Source organism: Streptomyces sp. TE5632 (genome assembly GCF_054061295.1).
On record NZ_JBSSEA010000003.1, the window covers coordinates 5,427,568 to 5,446,571 of the forward strand.

The 19,004-nt window shown below is 72.1% G+C and carries 11 protein-coding genes and 1 pseudogene; 2 read left to right on the plus strand and 10 right to left on the minus strand.

Annotated elements, in window-relative coordinates:
- Positions 1-181: 181 nt before the first annotated feature.
- Positions 182-1,141: a serine/threonine-protein kinase gene (locus ACVW19_RS29940; protein WP_457463303.1), complete on the plus strand. Its 960-nt coding sequence runs from the start codon at positions 182-184 to the stop codon at positions 1,139-1,141.
- On the opposite strand, the gene ACVW19_RS29945 is transcribed toward ACVW19_RS29940, so the two are convergent.
- The 5 genes and pseudogenes from ACVW19_RS29945 to ACVW19_RS29965 form a co-directional block, all read right to left on the minus strand.
- A complete protein-coding gene (locus ACVW19_RS29945) occupies positions 1,113-3,407 on the minus strand; it encodes a UvrD-helicase domain-containing protein (RefSeq protein WP_457463305.1) in 2,295 nt (764 codons plus the stop codon). The genes ACVW19_RS29940 and ACVW19_RS29945 overlap by 29 nt on opposite strands.
- Positions 3,404-10,349: pseudogene (locus ACVW19_RS29950) on the minus strand (DEAD/DEAH box helicase). The gene ACVW19_RS29945 and the pseudogene ACVW19_RS29950 overlap by 4 nt, the downstream one beginning before the upstream one ends.
- Before the next feature lie 191 nt (positions 10,350-10,540).
- Positions 10,541-11,212: a hypothetical protein gene (locus tag ACVW19_RS29955; protein WP_457463306.1), complete on the minus strand. Its 672-nt coding sequence runs from the start codon at positions 11,210-11,212 to the stop codon at positions 10,541-10,543.
- Entirely contained in the window at positions 11,209-12,447 is a 1,239-nt protein-coding gene (locus tag ACVW19_RS29960) for an AAA family ATPase (RefSeq protein WP_457463308.1), read from the minus strand. The genes ACVW19_RS29955 and ACVW19_RS29960 overlap by 4 nt, the downstream gene beginning before the upstream one ends.
- Before the next feature lie 241 nt (positions 12,448-12,688).
- The gene (locus ACVW19_RS29965; RefSeq protein WP_457463310.1) at positions 12,689-13,186 is read right to left on the minus strand and encodes an ATP-binding protein; all 498 of its coding nucleotides are present in this window, start codon (positions 13,184-13,186) and stop codon (positions 12,689-12,691) included.
- A gap of 717 nt (positions 13,187-13,903) precedes the next feature.
- Between ACVW19_RS29965 and ACVW19_RS29970 the strand changes: the two genes are divergently transcribed.
- On the plus strand, positions 13,904-14,563 hold the full coding sequence (locus ACVW19_RS29970) for an MSMEG_1061 family FMN-dependent PPOX-type flavoprotein (RefSeq protein WP_457463312.1): 660 nt from the start codon (positions 13,904-13,906) through the stop codon (positions 14,561-14,563).
- A 548-nt stretch (positions 14,564-15,111) separates the two neighbouring features.
- Here ACVW19_RS29970 and ACVW19_RS29975 read toward each other — a convergent pair.
- The 5 genes from ACVW19_RS29975 to tgmA form a co-directional block, all read right to left on the minus strand.
- Entirely contained in the window at positions 15,112-15,516 is a 405-nt protein-coding gene (locus ACVW19_RS29975) for a VOC family protein (RefSeq protein WP_453758582.1), read from the minus strand.
- Positions 15,517-15,627: 111 nt separating this feature from the next.
- Positions 15,628-16,062, minus strand: coding sequence for a VOC family protein (locus tag ACVW19_RS29980; RefSeq protein WP_457463313.1), 435 nt, complete (start codon positions 16,060-16,062; stop codon positions 15,628-15,630).
- A gap of 216 nt (positions 16,063-16,278) precedes the next feature.
- On the minus strand, positions 16,279-17,403 hold the full coding sequence (tgmC, locus tag ACVW19_RS29985) for an ATP-grasp peptide maturase system methyltransferase (RefSeq protein ID WP_457463314.1): 1,125 nt from the start codon (positions 17,401-17,403) through the stop codon (positions 16,279-16,281).
- Positions 17,400-18,350 carry an ATP-grasp ribosomal peptide maturase gene (gene tgmB / locus ACVW19_RS29990; RefSeq protein ID WP_457463315.1) on the minus strand — a complete coding sequence of 317 codons (951 nt, stop codon included), beginning with the start codon at positions 18,348-18,350 and terminating at the stop codon, positions 17,400-17,402. The genes tgmC and tgmB overlap by 4 nt, the downstream gene beginning before the upstream one ends.
- Positions 18,347-18,658: a putative ATP-grasp-modified RiPP gene (gene tgmA / locus ACVW19_RS29995; RefSeq protein ID WP_381023313.1), complete on the minus strand. Its 312-nt coding sequence runs from the start codon at positions 18,656-18,658 to the stop codon at positions 18,347-18,349. The genes tgmB and tgmA overlap by 4 nt, the downstream gene beginning before the upstream one ends.
- Between the last annotated feature and the right edge of the window lie 346 nt (positions 18,659-19,004).

Genomic DNA, 19,004 nt, shown 5'->3' on the forward strand with positions numbered 1-19,004 from the left:
TCACCCACCCGTCTCCGTCAGGAACGGGCCGGGCTCGTCCGACCAGGAGACCTACAGGCTGTCGCGGGCCAGGTGTGTGCGAGGCTGGTTGACTTCTTCTGCACGGGCGGTCGACGGCGGGCCTTCGGCCAGGCAAGTTCGTGCACCGACATGCCGCTGGGGCTCACCGAAGGAAGTGGACGTGGAGCAGTTCGCTGCGGGCAAGGTTCTGCGCGGCAGGTACCGGCTGGACCGGATCCTGGGCCGAGGGGCGATGGGGCACGTCTGGCAGGGGACGGACGTGTATCTGGACCGTCCTGTCGCGGTCAAGACCGTCGCCGCGGACCTGCTCGCCCTGCCCGACTGGCGCCACACCGCCCTGGCGCGCTTCGAGAGGGAAGCCAAGGCCGCCGCACGGCTGGACCACGCCAACATCACCACCGTGTACGACGCGGCCGTCACCGAGGACGTCTGCTGCCTGGTGATGCAACTCGTCGACGGGACGACCCTCGACAACGTCGTCGACGGAGCCGACGACGGCCGCCTGCCCATGTCCGCCGCGGTCTCCGTGGCCGCGCAACTGTGCTCCGGGCTGTCCGCCGCGCACGCGGCCGGCCTGGTGCACCGCGACCTCAAGCCGCAGAACGTCATGGTCCGCACCAGCGGTCTGGTGAAGATCCTCGACTTCGGCCTCGTGAAGGTGCTCTCGGACACCGACCCGCGGCTCACCATGACGGGGGAAACCCTCGGCAACATCGCCTACGCCTCGCCCGAACTCCTGTCCGGCGAACAGCCGCTGGACGGCCGCAGCGACCTGTACGCGGCGGGGTGCCTGCTGCACCACATGCTCACCGGCCGGCCCCCCTTCCACAGTGAGGGCCCCGCCGAGCTGGCGACTCAGCACCTCACAGCGCCCCCGCCCCGGCTGGCCGGGTGCGGCGTCGACGCCCCGGCCGCGCTCCAGGACCTGCTGCACGCACTGCTCGCCAAGCGTCCCGAGGACCGCCCCGGCGGGGCGGCGGAAGTGTACGCCGCCCTCGCCCCGTACCTGCCGGCCCCGGATCCGGCGTTCGCGACCCGCAGGATGCCGCCGGAGGACCCCCGGCGGCCGTTCCTCGTGCCCCAAGGGCCGGTCATGCCCCGACCGGCGGCCGGACCTTGATCAGTTCCTTGAGGAACGGGCTCGGCTCCCCGTGCCAGAAGACGTCCAGGCTGTCCCGGGCGCGCGTGGTCGCCACGAAGAGCAGGGACCGGGCGCGCTGCATCTCCGTCCGGTAGCGCGCCGGGTCCGTGGTCCGCCGCTGCTGGACGCTCGCATGCGGCACCAGCCCGTCGGTCACCCCGGCGATGATCATGCGCTGGTACTCGAGCCCCTTGAACCGGAACATCGTGCCGATGTGGACGCCGCTGTCGCCGTGGGGTCCGTCCGGGCCTATCTCCAGCGCCCGGATGCCGTGCTGGGCCAGCGTGTTCCCGGCTTCGCGCGCCATGTGGTTGGTCGGTACGGCGATGGCGATCTGCTCGTGCGGCACCTCACCCCAGGACTCGATCAGGGCGGCGATCGCCTCGCGCTCGTCCTCCCAGTCGTCCAGCCGGTGCAGGTCCGGGACGGCACCGCTGAGCACGGACCGGTACCCGGCCAGCGTCTCGGTGCTGCCGTCGAGGTCGTCGTACGTCTCGTCGCCGAGCACGTTCAGCGCGGAGCGCAGGATCTGCCGGGTGGTGCGGTAGCTCAGCGACAGCTTCGACGACCGGCCGCGGATGTTGATGCCGAGGCTGCCGAGGGTCACCTGGTTCTTGTAGATGCGCTGGTGGGTGTCACCGACCAGGAAGAGGTCGTTGCGGTCCGGAGCGGTCATCGCACGCAGCATCTTCCAGTGCGCGGGCCGCAGGTCCTGAGCCTCGTCGACCACGATGTGCCGGTACCGGTAGCGCAGCCAGCCTCCCGAACCGTCGGCCACGTGGATGTTGTCCAGGCCGCCCGCTTCCTCCCGCTGACGGTCGATGGCCTGGATGCGCCGGGCGCGCGCCGCCTCCAACTGCGCGGCCCGCTCAGCGACCTGGTCCCACGTCTGGGCTCCGAGCCGGTCCAGGCGCTGGGTGAACCGCTCGGCGAGCTGCCAGATCTCGGCGCGCTGGGCACGGGTGACGGTGCCGCCACGGCCGGCGCGGCGCACCCGGAAGTACTCCGCGCGGGAGGTGACGGCCTGGCCGAGGATCACCTGCGTCCACTCGTCGTTCAGGAACTCCGCGTCCCAGCCGTCCTCGCCGAGCTCGTCCAGGAGCGAGCGCCATTCACGGACCGCCTGCGCCTCGTCGATGATCCGCTTGCGGTTGCCGGGCTCCGCCTCCCGGACGGCCCGCAGCGCGAGCTGGTCGACGTGGCTGATCTCGACGCGCGACAGCAGCGCTTCGCCGCCCAGGGCGAGCAGCCGTGAACGCAGGTCCGCCGCGAGGTTCTTGTTGTACGTGGTCAGCAGGACCGGCTTGTTCCGACCGGCCGGGAGCCGCTCGACCAGGTGCCTGACCCGGTGCAGCGCCACGATCGTCTTGCCGGTGCCGGGCCCGCCGCCCACGCGGGCGGGACCGCTGTAGTCCCGCGAGACGAGCTTGGCCTGCGTGGGGTGCAGGAACACCTTCCAACGCCCGAAGTCCTCGCCCTCCAGCGCCTCGCGCAGCGCGTCGTCGGTGGTGGTGACGATGGTGGCGGGACGTTCGGCGGCGGCCCGGAAGTCCTCGGGGTCCACGGGTTCCGGCGCCGCGACGGGTGCGGTGACCTGCTCCAGGACGTCGTCGTACCCCTTGCCGTCGTACAGCGCCAGCAGCACCTCGCCGGTGAGCTGGGGCGCGTACTCGGCGAGTCCGAGGAGCTGGTCCTCGGTGGTCAGCGCGGCGACGACCGGGAGCAGGGACGGGGCCACACCCAGATCGGTGAGCTGCTGCTGCGACCACTTCGCGAACAGCGGCTCGGGAGCGGCCGACTCGGGAGCGGTCGGCTCGGCGGGGCGGGCGGGCTCAACGGGCTCGGTGGGTGCGGCGGTCGGTGCGGCGGTCCGCGAGGCCGGGGGAGTGAGCACTTCCGCCTGCACGACCTGCAGGTCCACGTACTCGATGCCGCCGGTGACGCGGTTGACCGAGTACGTGAGCCGGTCCAGGTGCGCGTACACGTCCTTGCGGTGCTTGACCGAGACGATCAGCCAGTCGTCGTCCGCCAGGCGCAGCAGCAGCGCGCGGTACTCGTCGTTGACGCGTGCCGAGTACAGCTTGTCGTGGCCCTGCAACTGCTTGAGACGCAGGCCCGCGGAGTCGGGGTTGGTCTTGAACTTGTGCTGGAAGTCGTAGATCGCGCCCTTGACCGGGCGGGGGAGCTTGAGGATCTCCCGGTCCGCCTTGTCGAGCAGGCGCAGCGTCACGTTCTTGCCGGTCACGTCTGTTCGTTCTCCCCGTTCTCCGTGGTGGTGCCGTCGGGCTGGTCAGGATGTCGCCGGTCGCCGGACGGTGGCGCCGGTGGTGCGCCGTCGAGGCGGCCCGCGATGTCGTCCGCGGTCCAGTCGGCGGCGGGCCGCACCTCCCAGCCGGCCGCGGCGAACGCGCGGTCGCGGTCGACGGCCTCCGGATCCTCGTCCTCGCCCTCCGGCGGGCGCGGGGCGAGGACGACACCGACGCGCGCGGCGGGCCAGGCCAACTCGGCCAGCCAGCCGTTCTCGTCGAGCTCGTGGCCGTCCTCGGGGACCGGGACACCACGCGCGGCGAGGGCCTCGGCGAGCGCGAGCAGGCCGGGCTCGTCCGGGTCGAGGTATTCGAGGACCTGCTCCCACGCGGCGTCCCGGACGGGTGCGGCGGCGCCCGTCGCGGACACCTCCGCGGCGGCCGGGGCCCGTGGCGACGGCGCGGCAACCTCGGCGGACGCGGGTGTGCCCTCGACGGTGGCGGTGGTGGTCGCGGTGGCGGCGAGCGTGACGCGGACACTCTCCAGGACACCGCTGCCGCCCGTGACCGCCAGGGTCTCGACCGGGAACCCGTCGAGACGGCCCGTCGTGAGCTGGACGGCGTCACCGCCCCCGGTGTCCAGGAACTGCAGCAGGTTGGACCAGTACAGCCAGGCCCGCCAGCGGCGCTTGTGCGCCTCCTCCTGGGCATGGACGCCCGGCGCGTCGTCGAGGAGGGCGATGCCGGTCCACGCGGGGGGCTTCGCCCGGCCGTCCGCGGCGAACACCAGCGGGAGCCCCGACCGGTCGGTGACCGTGAACAGATGCACCGGGCCGCGCGGCCCGGTGGGCGTCCCTCCGCGCAGCACCGCCGTGATCTGCTCGCCGAGCGCGTCCGGCGGCAGGGCGACGGGGTGGGCCCCGGCGCCCCTGAAGCCCGCCAGGGCGGCCTCCGCACGCCCCTGCCAGCGCTTCGCGTCCGGCCCGGCGCAGATACTCCATGAGCTGGACGGCCGGATTGACCCACACCGTCTCCGCGAGCTCACCGGGCAGGGCGCCCCACACCGTGGCGTAGTAGCCGCGGGCCTGGCCGCGGGCCCGGTCGTCGTACGGCTCCCACACCGGGTCGGCCGGTCCCGCGCCCGCGTAACCGGTGTCCCGGACGTGGCGCTGCCACCCCGTCACGTCGCCGTAGGTGAGCTGGAAGACCCTGAGCCCTTCGGCCCGCAGCCGTGTGCGCTTGTCGGCGTCGTCGCCGACGCGGTTGTGTGCACGGCCGGCGTGGAACTCGTAGCCGTCCAGGTAGACCGCCACACGCGGGCCCGGCGCGTCGACCCGTTCGAAGAGGACGTCGGGGCGGGTGCCGTCGAGGACGCGCTGCTGCGACACCCGCCAGCTCAGCGTGGTGCCGTCGGCCGCGGTCAGCCGCAGGTCCAGCGCGTGGGTGCCGGCCGGAGTGATGTAGGCGTCACCGCTCGCACGGCTCTCCGGAAGTTTGGCCCACTCGCGCAGCGTGTCGATGAACAGGACTTCGAGGTCGCTCTCGGCCTGCTGGTGCATCGGGATGTGCTGGGTGGTGGCGACGGACGAGGTGTACCAGCGTTCGCCGTCCGCACCGAGCAGTTCGTCGAGCATCTGCCGGGCCTCGTTGCGGCTGACCTTGTCGTAGTCGGCCGGCGGTACGCGGCGCAGCAGACAGCGGTGGCAGCCGTCGAGTCCCTTCTCCCGGCAGCCGCAGTTCTCGATCACCTCACGGGCCTTCAGCAGGACCTCGCGGAAGCCGTCGGAGGTCGCCAGGCGGTGCAGGTAACCGGTGCCGCCGGGCAGCCGGTCGTACACCACGAGGAACCGGCGCGGCCAGTCGCGGTCCTCGCCGTCCGGCATGGACGCGGCGGTGATGTCGATGTGGTCGGGGTCGCCGCCGTAGCGGGCCGCTATGCCCGCGAACAGCACAGCGGTGAACGAGGCGAGCCGCTCCCCGGCCCGCGCCACGGACGCCGGCAGCAGGATGCGGACGGCCTCCGTCGTCAGCTCGTGCGCCAGCAGCAGCGGCACGTCCAGCCCGGCGCCCTGCTCCTCCCCGCTGCCGCGCAGCCGTCGGCGCGGGCACCACAGCTGGTGGTGGGCGCTCGCACGGGTGGAACGGGCGAGGGACGCCGTGAGCGCGTGCTGCGACTGGTCGACGACCGGTCGGCCGTCGGCCGTCGCACCGCCGCAACTCGTGCACACGTAGAACGGGTTCAGCCGTACGTCGTCCCCGGCCAGCGGGACCGTGCTGCTGCCGTCCTGCCGGTCGACCCCCAGGTTCAGGGTGCGGACGACGGCCCTGCGCGTGAAGTCGGCGCCGAAGACCGCGGTGTCGTGCCGCCACGATCCGGCCGCCAGGTGCGCCGGGTCGATGTCGACGGTGGTGAGGACCGCGTACCGCCTCCGGTCCCGTTCGTCGCGGTCGTCCCGGACCCGGGCGTCGTCCCGCTTGTCCCGGGACAGCACCCGCCGGGGCTCCAGGACGTGGTGCACGCAGCCCGCGTCGGCGATCTCCCGCGAACCGCACCGCGGGCACGGCGAGGTGTCGTTCCTCGGATCGCCGTGCGTGCGCGCGTACCCGCAGGCCGGGCAGAGGCGCCACACCGCCCAGGCGCGCCGCTCGGGGCCGCCGATGTCAAGGGCGCGCACGACGTGCCGGTAGCCGTTGACGTAGAAGCTGTTGCCGGGCGCGAGTTCGGTCAGGGCCAGCTTGCGGGACCGCTCGTAGTCGCGCATCTCGCTGCGGTACACCTGGTTCCGGCGGCCGTCGTCGCCCTCCTGGGCCTCGGTGTTCCCGTCCTCCCCGTCCTCCCCGGACGCCTCCTTCCAGTAGAGCGTGGCCTCCAGCGACGTCGTCGTGTCGGTGAGGCTGTAGTTGGGCAGCAGCCCCAGTTCGACGAGGGCGCTGTGGGCACTGGTCTGGCTCAGCTGGCGCAGCAACTCGCCCGTGGCCCGCCGTTCCGCGAGCAACTCGCGCCGCTCCGCGCCCTGTTCACGGTCCTCGGCGAGCAGCCCGTCCACGGCGGTGTCGATGGCGGCGATACGGCGGCGCAGCTCCTCACGACGCGCCGTCCACTCCTCCTCGGCCTCCTGCAGGGTGCGCGCGATGCCGCCGGTGGCGTAGGCGCGCAGCTCGCCAGCGGCGTGCGCGGACACCCCCCGGTCGTCGTCCGGGCCGCCGGGCGCCTGCGGGAACAGTGCCAGGAACTCCTCCACCAGCCGCGCCCCGTGGGTGAGCGCCGCCTCCGACAGGTCCTGGCACCAGCTCTCCGTGCCGAACAGCGCCGACGACAGACGCGGCACCGGCATGAGCGGCTCGCCGTCCGCCGTGGTCAGCGCGCCGCGCGCCGCCCGGTCCAGCAGGTGCGCCGTGTACTGGCGGCGCAGGATCTCGACGGCCGACAGGTAGCAGCCCGGCGGCACGATGTCACCGGCGATCATCTCCGTCGGGTCGTCCAGGTAGTACCGGTCGCGGGCCCGGCGCCCGCCGAAGGCGACCACCAGGGCGTTGCCGGTCCTGCGCCCGGCCCGCCCGGCCCGCTGCACGTAGTTCGCCGGGCCGCCCGGCAGCGAACCGAGCAGCACCGCCGACAGGTCGCCGATGTCGATGCCCAGTTCCAGGGTGGGCGTGCAGGACAGCACGTTGGGGTCGGTGTAGTGACTGCCCTGCCGGAACGTGCGCTCCACACGCTCCCGTTCGGGCCGGGTCAGCATGCCCGTGTGCTCGGCCGTGACGACCCGGTAGGTGCCGCCGGTCAGGTACAGGCGGCGGTAGTAGTCGGCCCGGTAGTCACGCTCCAGCTTCCCGCCGAAGCCGCCGCTGCCCGCCCCGGTCGACGACACGCCGTGCTGCGGCGGGGTGAGCAGGCCGGTGCAGCGCCAGCGCGGGCAGGGGTGCCCGTACCAGCGGGTGCGCCGCTCGGGCACCACCACCTGCTGCCAGCCGCACTCCTCGCAGGACACGAACGCCTTGTTGACCAGGTCGTCCGTCAGGAGCCGCACGTGGATGTGGCCCGGCTGCAGCCCGTAGACGCGGGTCGTGCGGTCCTTGGCGGTGCGCACCGACAGCACGCCCTCGTCCGCGAGGACGGGCAGCAGCCTGCGCAGGTACTCGGTCGCCTGTACCGCGTCCAGGCCGAGGCAGCGCCGCGTCCAGTCCTGGTACCAGGTGCCCCGGCCGGTGATCGTGTCGAACTTCGACTTCTCCTTCGGGCCGTCGAGCAGGAACCTCGGCGGCGCCACGTACCCCTCGGGGAAGGCGGGCATCCCCTCCGGCCGCCGGCCGGAGATCAGGTACTGGTTGACACCCGCTTCCTTGATCCAGGTCTCCAGCCACCGGTGCCGCACGCCACCGCGCAGCCGCACCCGCTCCAGCAGCCCCCGCACGTACGCCAGGTACCGCTCGGGCGTGGGCAGGCCGCCGTCCAGCCCCAACTGCCCCGGCAGCGTGAGGTGCAGGTCGCGGGCGAGCGCGACGATCCGGTCCGGATCGGCGACCACCACCTCCGCGGCCGTGGTCCGGGTCAGCTCCAGGGTGCGCCCGAGGCGGGAGCGCAGCCCGAACTCCATGACGGTCGCGAACGCGAGCCGTTCCCCGATGAGCTTCCAGGTCCGCGCGTCCCCGGTGCCGCGCCCCGACAGGAGCCGGTCCACGCCCGGTTCGTCGTGCAGGTCCGGCGGGACGACGGCGGCCAGTGCCTGCGGGTCGTCCACGGAGTCCAGGACGTCGCCGATCAGGTCGTTGAGCGGGAGCGGCGCACCGGTGTCGTCCAGCCGGTGCGCCAGCAGCGAGCGCAGCGAGAACTTGTACGAGGCGTTGGCGACGTACCCGGCCCGGTGCGCCGCGTCCTGCGTGGAGTCGTTGAACAGCAGCGTCTTGCGCTCCTCCGGCGCCAGCGCGATCTCCTGGCCGCCGGTGAACAGCTGGGTGACCGTCGCGGAGGCCAGCGCGGCGAGCGCGGTGCCGAGGAACCTGATGCCGTTGTCCGTGTTGCAGGCCGGGCAGGTGTCGTCCCGGGCGGCCTGGTCGGCGGTCTTCTTGTCCAGGAGGGCCCGCGCGAACCAGGCGTCCTGCAGCCCCTCCCCGTCCCCGGCGACCGGCATGCGGTAGGTGCTCTGCGCCCCGTCCAGCACCACGACGGACTGCGGATCGACGCCGCCCGCCTGCTTGGGCGCGGTGCCGGTGAGCGCCGCGAGGGCGTCCCGCGCCTCGGCCGGGGTCGCCGCGATGAAGTACCGCAGCCGCCGCTTGTCCCGTCCGACGGCGGCCTGCCAGATCTTCAGCGGACCGGTCTCCAGCTTCTGCGGGTCGGCCTCCGGGGACAGGGCCGCCCAGCCCGAACGGCCGCACACACGGCAGTAGATCGCGGGCAGATGGGCCTGGGCCGGTCGCTGCACGGTGTCCGAACCCGGCAGTGCCTGGGGCCGCCGCGAGTCCGCCGTCGGCCAGTCGTCGCTCTCGGACGGGTCCTCGGACGCGGACGCCGCGGTGAGCGCGGAGCGCCGCGCGACGGTCCGCTCGTCCTCGTACCAGCGGAACTCCGGCCGGCCGCTCACCCCGCTCAGCACCCGCCCCACCGGACGGACCCACAGGTGCGCCTCGATGTGCAGCAGCGGACGCGGCCGGCGCGCGTCGGACTCCGGGTCCCGCGCGGACGACAGCAGCGCCACGAACCGCGACAGCGCCTCCAGCGCGAGCCGCGGGTTCTCCCGCGCGGTGCGCGCCCACGCGTACCCGAAGCGGGCCATGCGGTCCCGCAGCCCCCACTCGTCGAGCGGCTCGCCGTTCAGCAGCGCGAGGACCCCGTGGGTGAAGTCGTGCTTCTTCAGCAGCCGCCCGATCTGGAAGGCGTCCAGGCCGCGCCGCCCCAGCAGCCGCTCGGCGAGCCCGTCCAGGTCGAGCCGGTCCGGGTCGGACTCCACGCCCGGCCCGCCCGAGACCTCGATGACGTCCTTGGGGCCGGGAGGCTCGGGCAGTTCGTAGTCGATGTCGCCGACGAAGTCGTCGGCGCTCAGCCGTTCCTCGCCGATCACCGCGTCCGCATCGAACGGCACGCCGAACACCTGCTCGGCGACGGTGAGGATGCCGCCGGTGTCGCCCCCGCCCTCACCGAGGGTCGCCGACGTCGCCACCGGGCAGATCGCACCGAGCGGCCGCTCCGGCTTGGAGGCGCCCACGGCGGACGCGAGGCGCCGCAGCAGCATCGCCACGTCGGTGCCCTGCGCGCCGTCGTAGGTGTGGAACTCGTCCAGCACCACGTACGCCGGGTCGGCCCCCTCCCACAGCGGCCGGTCCTCGGCCCGCTGCAGCAGCAGGTCCAGCATCTTGTAGTTGGTGATCAGCACGTCCGGCGGCGACTGGCGCATCTCCTCGCGCCGCGTCATCACCCGCCTGAAGTCCGTGTCCGGCTTGTCGCCGATGTAGAGACCGGCCGTCACCTGCGCCAGCTCCGGCTGCGCCAGGTAGTCGCCGATCCGGCCGGCCTGGTCGGTGGCGAGCGCGTTCATCGGGTACAGCAGCACGGCCTTCACCCCGCGCCGGCCCAGCGCCTTCTGCCGCCGGCAGTGGTCGAGCACGGGGATCAGGAACGACTCGGTCTTGCCGGACCCGGTGCCGGTCGTCACGAGCGTCGGCTCGGCCGCACCCTGGTACGTGCTCAGGCGCTCCCACGCCTTCGCCTGGTGCCGCCACGGAGTGAACGACGGCTGCCACTCCAGCGCCGACCGCCACCCGTCGTCGGCGGGATGGAACGGCGTCCTGATCCGCAGGTACGGCCCCCGGAAGATGCCCGTCTCCGGATCCCCGAGGAACCGCTCCAGCGCGAGCCGCGTGTCCTCGTCGGCCAGCGCGTACGTCGTCGTGAGGTACTGCGTCAGACTGCCGCGGAGCTGCGCGGCGGCCAGGGTGGGCTTCACGAGGACCTTTCGGGCAGGACGGTTACCACGACCGCCGGGTGCGCGACGCCGTGACAGCCAGGCGTCGGCACCGTGACGATCAGCCCCCAACATAACGGCCACCTCGGACAACGACACCCACCTGGTCGAATCCCGGACCTACGTGAAAGGGGTCAACGGGGCAAATGTGGCACAGGTGTACGGTCCGACGGTCAGGTCCAGCCCGTGAGGTCCCCGACGAAGTCCGCGTACGAGCCGTTGCTGCCGCGCGGGGAAGGGATCAGCCCATGCTGCAGTGCCTCACGGGCAACCGTGGGGCCGTCGCTCTCCCGGAAGACCGGTGAGCCGAGCCCACGCTTCAGCTCCTCCTTGGCGTCCTTGAGGCGGCCGGTGTCCCTGTCGAGGAGTTGGGCGGGGACCTTCCAGCGCGGGCGGACATGGGGGAAGGCGTCCGGGAAGAGCAGCAGCCAGCCCTCGCTCTCCCACGCGGCGAGCGCGAGCGCCGTCCGGGACCCGGGGGACTGGCGCGCGAACTCGTCGGTCAGCGTCTTGCGGATCCGGTCGTAGTGGGTGTCGGTGTAGCCGTCCAGGTCCTCGTGGACGACGAAGCCGAGCAACTCGGCCCGCTCCAGGCGGGCTTTGGCCCGCGCCTTGCCGACCAGCGCTTCCACGGCATCGGCGAGCTTCGGGCCGGACTTCCTGCGTAGCCGCACCGGGTCGTTGATGCGGACCAGCTTGGCCGCCGCGCCGAGGTCGGGCCGGTGGGCGCGTATGAGTGCGGCCAGGATCTCGCAGTCGTTCCGGTCCTCACCGGCCAGCACGATGACGCCCCGTTCCTGTGCCCGGGGCGCACGTCCGCCGCCTTGCCGTCCCTTCGGGGTCACAGCTCACCTCCGGTGAGATCGCCACCCAGCACTCCGGAGAACCACAGCTCCCCGAGCGGCTGTTCACCGGACGCCTCGACGATGTCCTTCACCTCGTCGACCGTGAGGGCCGGGATGATCGACGCGCCGTCCTCGTCGCGGTCACACACGACGAACTCCTCCGGACGCAGCCGGTTGACGAGCGCGGGCGAGTGGGTGGCCACGATGAACTGCGTCCGCTCGGCGGCCTCGCGCAGCCGCTGCACGACGAGTTCCAACGCCTGCGGATGCAGACCGTGGTCGATCTCCTCGATGCAGGTGAACGCCGGGGGGTTGGGGTCGTACAGCAGGGCGAGCAGCCCCAGGAGGCGGACCGTTCCGTAGGAGGCGTAGGCGAGCGGGGTCGGGCGGCGCAGGCCGCGCTCGCGCAGCACGACGGTCAGTTGGTCGGTCGCCCCGCCGACCTCCTCGAACTCGATGTTCTCCAACTGCGGCAGGACCGTACGGGCGTCGGCCACTAAATCGTCCCAGATCTCCTCACGGCCGCTGAGGTGGATCAGGAATCCGGCCAGGTTCTCGGCATGCGGCGAGAGGGCGGCGAAATCCGTACCGCGCAGGCGGGTCGGCTGCCGGGCGGCTTCCACGTCGACGTCGAAAACCCGGAACGACGACAGTCGGTCCGCGACCCGCGTCACCTCGTCCCCGCCGTCGGCGGGCCTGAGCCGGGGAAGCGTGGACAGGCCGCTGCTCAACCGCTGGATGCCGAAGCTCCTGCTGTCCTTGCTCTGGCCCGCCCGCATGTCGAGGATGTGTGCCTCCTCACCCGAGATCTTGATGCGTCGACCGCTCCCTTGCTTGCGCTTGAACGCGAAGCTCTCCTCGCGGGAAAGGGCGTAATAGGGCGATCGTTCGCCGGTGCCCTTCGACCGCAGGGAGCGGCGCCGGATGGTGAGGCTGTATTCGTCCGGCGCGTTGAGGGTGGAGTTGGTCGTCCAGGTCGCCTTGAGGTGGATGCGCATGGTGGTCGGAGGTTTGCTCCCGCCCCAGAAGGCCGCCTCGTCGAAACCGCCGAGCGTGTCGAGCGCCGGCTGGAGATCGGTGCGGATGATGTCGGCAAGGAAGTCGAACACATCCAGCACATTGGATTTGCCCGCCCCGTTCGGGCCCACCAACACCGTGAGCGGACCGAGCGGCACGGTCACGTCGCGCAGACTGCGAAAGTTCTCGACGTGCAGTTCGAGGAGGCGGCCAGGCATGGGACGGAACCTATCGGGTCGGTGATCGCGGTGTGGGGGAGTGGGCCGGATGCGTCGTCCACGCTGCTGTGTTCCCATCCTGTTCGTACGCGGCCCGGATGGCGGCGGGAGCGCGGTTCGGAGAGAGGTGGCCGGGCACGTCGAGCAGATTAGGCCGGGCCACTGACATCATGGCCGTGGCTCGCGGCATTCGGTACATCGCTGGTTCGGTGAGTTGCCTCCGGCCGTGTGGAGCCGGTGGTCACGGGCTCGGCGGCAGGTCGGCAAGGCGATCCGAGGGGGGCTGCCGATGGGCGCCGGGTCGGCTGCTCGACGCGGTGCTCACCAACGCCCACACCGTCTTGCCGGGACCGCAACGGCGGTCGGTGACGCCCCAGTCGTCGGCCAGGGCGGCGACGAGGAGGAGGCCGCGGCCGGACTCGGCGTCGGGGTCGGCGGGCGCGGTGACGGCGGGCGCGGTGACGGCGGGCCGGCGTTCCGCGCGGGTGTCGGAGACCTCCACGCGGAACGCCGGCCCGCAGTCCGCCTCGGTGGTCAACCGGACGTGGAAGTCCCGGCCGGGTACCCGCCCGTGCTGCATGGCGTTGGCACACAACTCGGCGGTGACCAGGGTCAGCGTCTCGTTGACGTCGCTGTCGTAGGGGTGGCCCCAGGAGTCCAGGCAGTGCGCGACGAACAGCCGGGCCAGGCGGGCGCCTCGCGGTGTGGAGGTGAAGGACATGGCGAACTCGGTGGGCATCGTGGGACCGGAGGGCCGGTGCCGCTGTGAGGAAGGGCTGTGCATGCGGTCAGCGTGGCGCCTGGGATGGGCGCGCCACCAGGAGCGACGCTTGTACGGGAGTGCGCTGTACACGGGACGGCGGGCTGCTGTGCCTGCACGAGCGCGCCCTCCGACTCAGGGCCTGGACATGGCGTCGACTGCCCGCACCCGGCAGTCCGAGCACCTTCCGGACCTCTTCGCGACGAACAGACAGCGGTAGACCGTCACCCGACGCCGAGGGATGCCGCAGAGCGTCGCCCTGTCCGCCAAGGCGTGCTGCAGAGCCGGGTCATCTGTCTCCCGGCATGCCGTGAAGCACGTCGAGGCGAACCCGAACGTGAACCTGAGGGATCGGAGGTGGTGACCAGGACGCGGCATGGCCGCCACTCTCGCACGTGGCGCGATCACCGTGAAGCCAAAGGGCCAGGCCGGACGGCGTCCAGTGCCTGCTGCACCCTCCCCGCCTCGAACAGGACCTCGGCCCTCTCCCAGCGCGCCCGGTTCCACACCCGGTGCGGGGCGAGTTCTGCGACCGACTCGTCCGGATGTCGGCGCGACAGCCCGCAGAAGGCAGGACGGGGCATGGTCGCGCGAGCCTGTTTGATCGTCACCCACCGGACAACTCGCGCGGGTGTCTCTCCGTCCCCGCACTCACCGGCCAAGGCCGATCGCAGGTCGGCCCGTTAGGGTCGGGGCATGACGACCCCCCTTGCCGGCAGTGCCTTCGACTCGCTCCGCCTCGACGCCGTGCCCGACCGGGAGGCGTTGCGCCGGGTGTACGAACTCCCCGGCGACGCGGCCGTGCGCAAGCAGATGACCGAACTCACCGAGCAGACCCGGCGGTTGATCGGATGCTCATCGCTGGTCCTGGTCGCCAGCGTGGACGCCGAGGGCAACTGCGACGTCTCCCCGCGCGGCGGCCCCGCCGGGTTCGTCGCCGTCCTGGACGCACGGACGGTGGCGATACCGGACGCGACCGGCAACAAGCGGCTGGACACCCTGCAGAACGTCATCGCCACCGGGCGGGCCGGGCTGCTGTTCGTCATCCCGGGGCGCACCACGACGCTCAGGGTGAACGGCCGGGCCTGCGTCTCCACCCGCCCGGAGCTGCTGTCGCAGTTGACCGCCGTGGGCAAGCCGCCGGCCAGTGCGCTGGTGCTGGGGATCGAGGAGGTCTACCCGCACTGCCCCAAGTCGTTCCTGCGCAGCGGGGCCTGGAAGCCGGAGCAGTGGCTGCCGGCGGACGCCCAGCCGACCTCGGCCGAGGTGACGCTGGCCCAGTTGCGGATGCCGGAGCTGACGGTCGCCGACATCGAGCAGGCGGAGGCGGACTCGCTGAAGTACCGGTACGAGTAACGGGCCGGCCGGCGAGTGCTGAACCACCAGCCCGCCGAACCCCCCCAGTGTCTGCGACGGACTCCGGCGGCCCCACCGGGACAGGTTCCGTTGGCCCCACCAGGTTGTTCGACCGGCGGCCCGACGAGGGCGGGCGCACAAGCGCAGCCGGCGAGAAGAGGCCGTCCGGGGCCCGGGTGGTCGATCGGCCGCCCGTTCGAGGGCGGGGCCACTTCTCACCGTTCGCCTGCGGCCGACGAACCTCGTCCAAGACACCCCCGGACCGGCACGCCCCAAGATCAATCGCGGGGCAGCCCCTCAGGCCTACTCGTCCCGCGCGATCCGCTCCCTTCGGGCCTGCGGGCGAGGGCCAGGGACCGCCACAGCGGTGCGTCACCGATCCAGTCCACGGCCAGCCGAGCGGGGGCGGCCGGGATTCGTCCGCCGGCCGCGGTGACTTCCTCTTCTCCCGCGTAGAACTTGCCGAACATGCCCCCGACCGGCCCGTACAGGTTCTTCAGGACCCGGTGCGGCCATGTGTGGCTGTGCCCAGCACAGCCACACAACGCCTACTCGTCGAGCTCGGTGAAGAGGGTCAACTGAAGAGCGCCCGGTGCCTCGAGCCGGGAGTTCAGTGAGTTCCACGGGGTGCGCGTCGGCTCGGCGACCACCTGGGCTCCGGCGGCGGCCAGCTTCGACGTGGTGGCGACGGAGTCGTCGACCTGGAAGGCGACCCGAATGTGGCCGGCTGCTCGCCGCCCGACCTCGACTTCGTCGATGAAGGCAGCGTGGTTCGGGTCAGTCAGCTCCAAGGTGGCTCGGCCGGCGTCGAGAATGGTGACCCGCCCGTCGGGGGAGGCGAACGCGCCGCGCTCGGTCAGGCCGAGGACATCGCGGTAGAAGTGCAGCGCCGCATCGTAGTCGGCTGCCGTGACCACCAAGCGGAGTTCGCGGACGGCAGGTTCGTCGGACATGTCGGCTCCTTGGAGATCGTGGGTACCGACTCATGAACCCGGCGATCGACCGGACAATTCCCTGCCGGACGGGTCCGACGACCACGACACGGCTACCGCACGACCGCCCACTCAGAGGGCGCCGAAGTCGGGCAGAGTGAGAGAGCCGTCCTCGGCGAGCGGAAAGCCCGGGTTGTGAGCGACCTCCCACGGATGACCGTCCGGGTCGGTGAAGGCCCCCGAGTAGAAGCCGTGGAGGGACTCGACCGCTGTCTTGGTGACCCTGCCGCCGGCCCGCTCGGCCTCGGACAGGAGCGCATCGACTTCGCTCCGGGACCGCACATTGTGTGCGAGAGCGATCCCTCCGAAACCGGTCGAGGGCCCCTCCTCGAATCCGCTGTCGCGGGCGAGCTTGTCACGCCCCCACAGCACCAGACCGAGACCGCCCGCCTGAAAGAAGACGGTCTCCTCGACTTCCTGGCCCCGCCAGCCCAATGCTTCGTAGAAACGTCGGGCACGGGCCAGATCCGTAACTCCCAGGGTGACCAGACTGATGCGCTGTTCCATGGCCTCAAGCTACCTTCCGGCCTCCTACGGCACATGGTCTGCAGCACTCCGGCTGCCCACTTCCCCCGCCTTGTGCACGCATCGATCCCCTGGAAGCGATCATCCAGTGGCCTGAGTCGGGATATCCGAAGCGAATTCCCGACTCAGGCCACCAGGAACTGCGTGATGAGGCGATCTGTTTCCGGGTCTGGCCGGAGCGCGTGCGGGGGAGACGGATCAGCGGTCCGGCCAGGTGATCGTCGGCTGTTCGGAGGTGAGGGTGATCTCGAACCGCTCCAACGGCGGGGCTCCGGCGCCGCGCCAGCGGGTGAGGTGGGCCTCGACGGCGTCCCAGATGCGGGACGGCCCGTTCTGCCGGACCGTCCACCGGCCGTCGTGCTCCCGGAGCATCGCCCAGGCGCCGGTGTCGACGTCGAGGAACAGGTGCTCCGTGCGGCCTTCGCGGGTGAGGGTGACGTACTGAGCGCGTGGCGCGGCGAGTTGGGCGACGAACCGGGTGTTCCAGTCGTCGATCGCGTCGGTGCCGAGGACGGCCTGCCGCTCGTCGCCCTCGTCGAGGTCGGGGAGCATGCCCAGCGGCGGCGGCAGGTGCGGCCGGGCGAGCATGAAGGAGACCTGCCCGCCGAGGAGGCGGCCGGACGCCGTGCCGTCCTCGTGGACGGTGAGCCTGGCCAGTTCGGAGGAGTACAGCCAGCCGCAGAGGGTGACGAGGACGATCCCTCCGGGGCGGGTCTGCTCGATCAGCGCGCGGGGGACGGTGAGGAGCCCGCAGGTGGCGATCACCCGGTCGTAGGGGGCCCCGGCTCCGTGTCCGGCGAGGCCGTCGCCGACGATCAGGTCCGGGGCGAACCCGCAGTGTCCCAGGGCGGCACGGGCGCGGGTGGACACGTCCTCGTCGACCTCGACGGAGGTCACCGAGTCGTCGCCGAGCCGGTGGCACATCAGGGCGGTGGAGTATCCGGTGCCCGTGCCGATCTCCAGGACACGGTGGCCGGCGTCGACCCGGAGGTCCTCCAACATGCGCACGACCAGGCCGGGCATGGTGCTGGACGAGGTGGGAGCGCGCATGATCTCCCCGCGGACGTCCCCGGGCACGACGGTCCCGGCGACCTGCGTCACCAGGGAGACGTCGTCGTAGCAGGCCGCCGGCCACCGCGGGTCGTCCGGCATGACCGGGGTCCAGGCGGTGGGCGTCGAGCCGTCGACCTCTTGGAAGAAGCCTCCGCGCAGGAACGCGTGGCGAGGGACCGCGGACACGGCCTCACGCCAGGGCCCGGTCCGCAGGTGGCCGCCGGCGGTCAGCCGCTCGACGAGCCGTGCCCTCAACTCCTCGTCGTTCATACCGTCCTCCTCTCCAGGAGATCCGCCATCGCCGCCACCATCGGCAGCCCGGTCTCCGGTTCCAGCCACGCCCACTGCCCGGACGGGTTGCACTCCAGGAACCACCATCGCCCCTGCCGGTCCACGGCGAAGTCGAAAGCGCCGAACACCAGCCGGAAGTGGTCGAGGTAGGCGCGCAGGGCCTCGGGGACGCCCGGCGGCGGCTGGACCACGCGGTAGCGGAGCCGTGTGTAGTCGGTGCGCCAGTCCAGCAGGTCCGAGTCGATCCGGACGCAGAAGACCCGGTCGCCGATGACGGTCACGCGCACGTCACCGGTCTTGTCGATCCGCTGCTGGAAGAGGTGGGCGGTGCCGGCCACCGTGTCGTCGATCTCGTCGGCGGTGACCTCGCGCACCTCCACCGTGCAGGAGACGCCGTCGATCCGGTACAGCGGCGTGGACAGCGGCTTGTAGATCACCGGGCCGTGGGTCTCGGCGAAGGCGCGTGCGGCGACCGGGCAGGAGGTGATCGTCGTGGGTGGCAGACGGAATCCGCACGCGGCCGCGGCGGCGAGCCCGGAGGGCTTGAACTCGGCGTCGCCGATGCGGTGCGGGTGGTTGACGTAGAGGCAGCCGGGCAGCGACGCCATGACCCCGCCGAGCCCGTAGCGGGCCTGGGTGAGGGCGAAGCGCTCGGTCTGGGGGTCGAGGTGGGGGAAGGTGAACCCGGAGGGCCTGCGGTAGTACAGGGAACGGACGCGGGACAGGTCCGCCGTGCGCGTGGGCGTGGTCAGCGTGCCTTCGATCCCGTGCGCCGTGAGGGTGGCCGCGAACGACAGGGTGCCGGGGAAGTCCCCGGAGTCGAACCGCACCACCGGGACGCCCCGGCGGTGCAGTTCGTCGATCACCAGGTCGGTCGTGGGGTCGTCCAGGTTGGTGACGACCAGAACCGGACTCGTGTCGGTCACTGGTCCGTGTCGTTCCCGGAGTCCTGGTCGCCGCCACCGCTGCCGCCGGGCCTCGACCCGTCGGAGGGGTTGCCGGTGTTGGTGGCGGGCCGGGTGCCGGTGCTGGTCCCGTGGCCGGGCATCTCCACGACCTGTCCGGCGGCGTCGAGGTAGCGGCCGGTCTGGGTGGCCGGGTCCAGCTCGACGCGCGCGTACGAGGGGGTGAGGGCCGGGTAGGGCGCCATGCGGCGCAGCCCCCACGGCGCGGGGGTGGCGGTGCCGTCGGGCAGCGGCGTCCCGGTGGGGAGCCGGTCGGAGTGGGCGAACATCGGTGCCTCCTGGTGGGGGTGGGAAGGGGTGGCTTCTTTCGGGGCGCCGTTCAGCCGGGCGGCACTTTGGCCGGACCACGCGGTCGCGGTGCCGGTGATGCCCCTCACGGTCTTGCCGGGGCCGTGCGTGGGGGCGGTCGGTGCCGCTGGAGGGAGGGATGGTGCCCGTGCATGTCTCCAGCGTGGAGGCCCGGACCGGCGTGCCACCAGCAGCGACGCCTGTACGGGAGGCGGCTGTACACGAGGCGGGGCCAAGTCGGGTACGAAGCTCGGTCACGTACGAGCACAGTCACCCGTATGGCGAGCGGCCGGTGGTTCGGAGGTCCAAGTGCGGTGCGGCATTCTG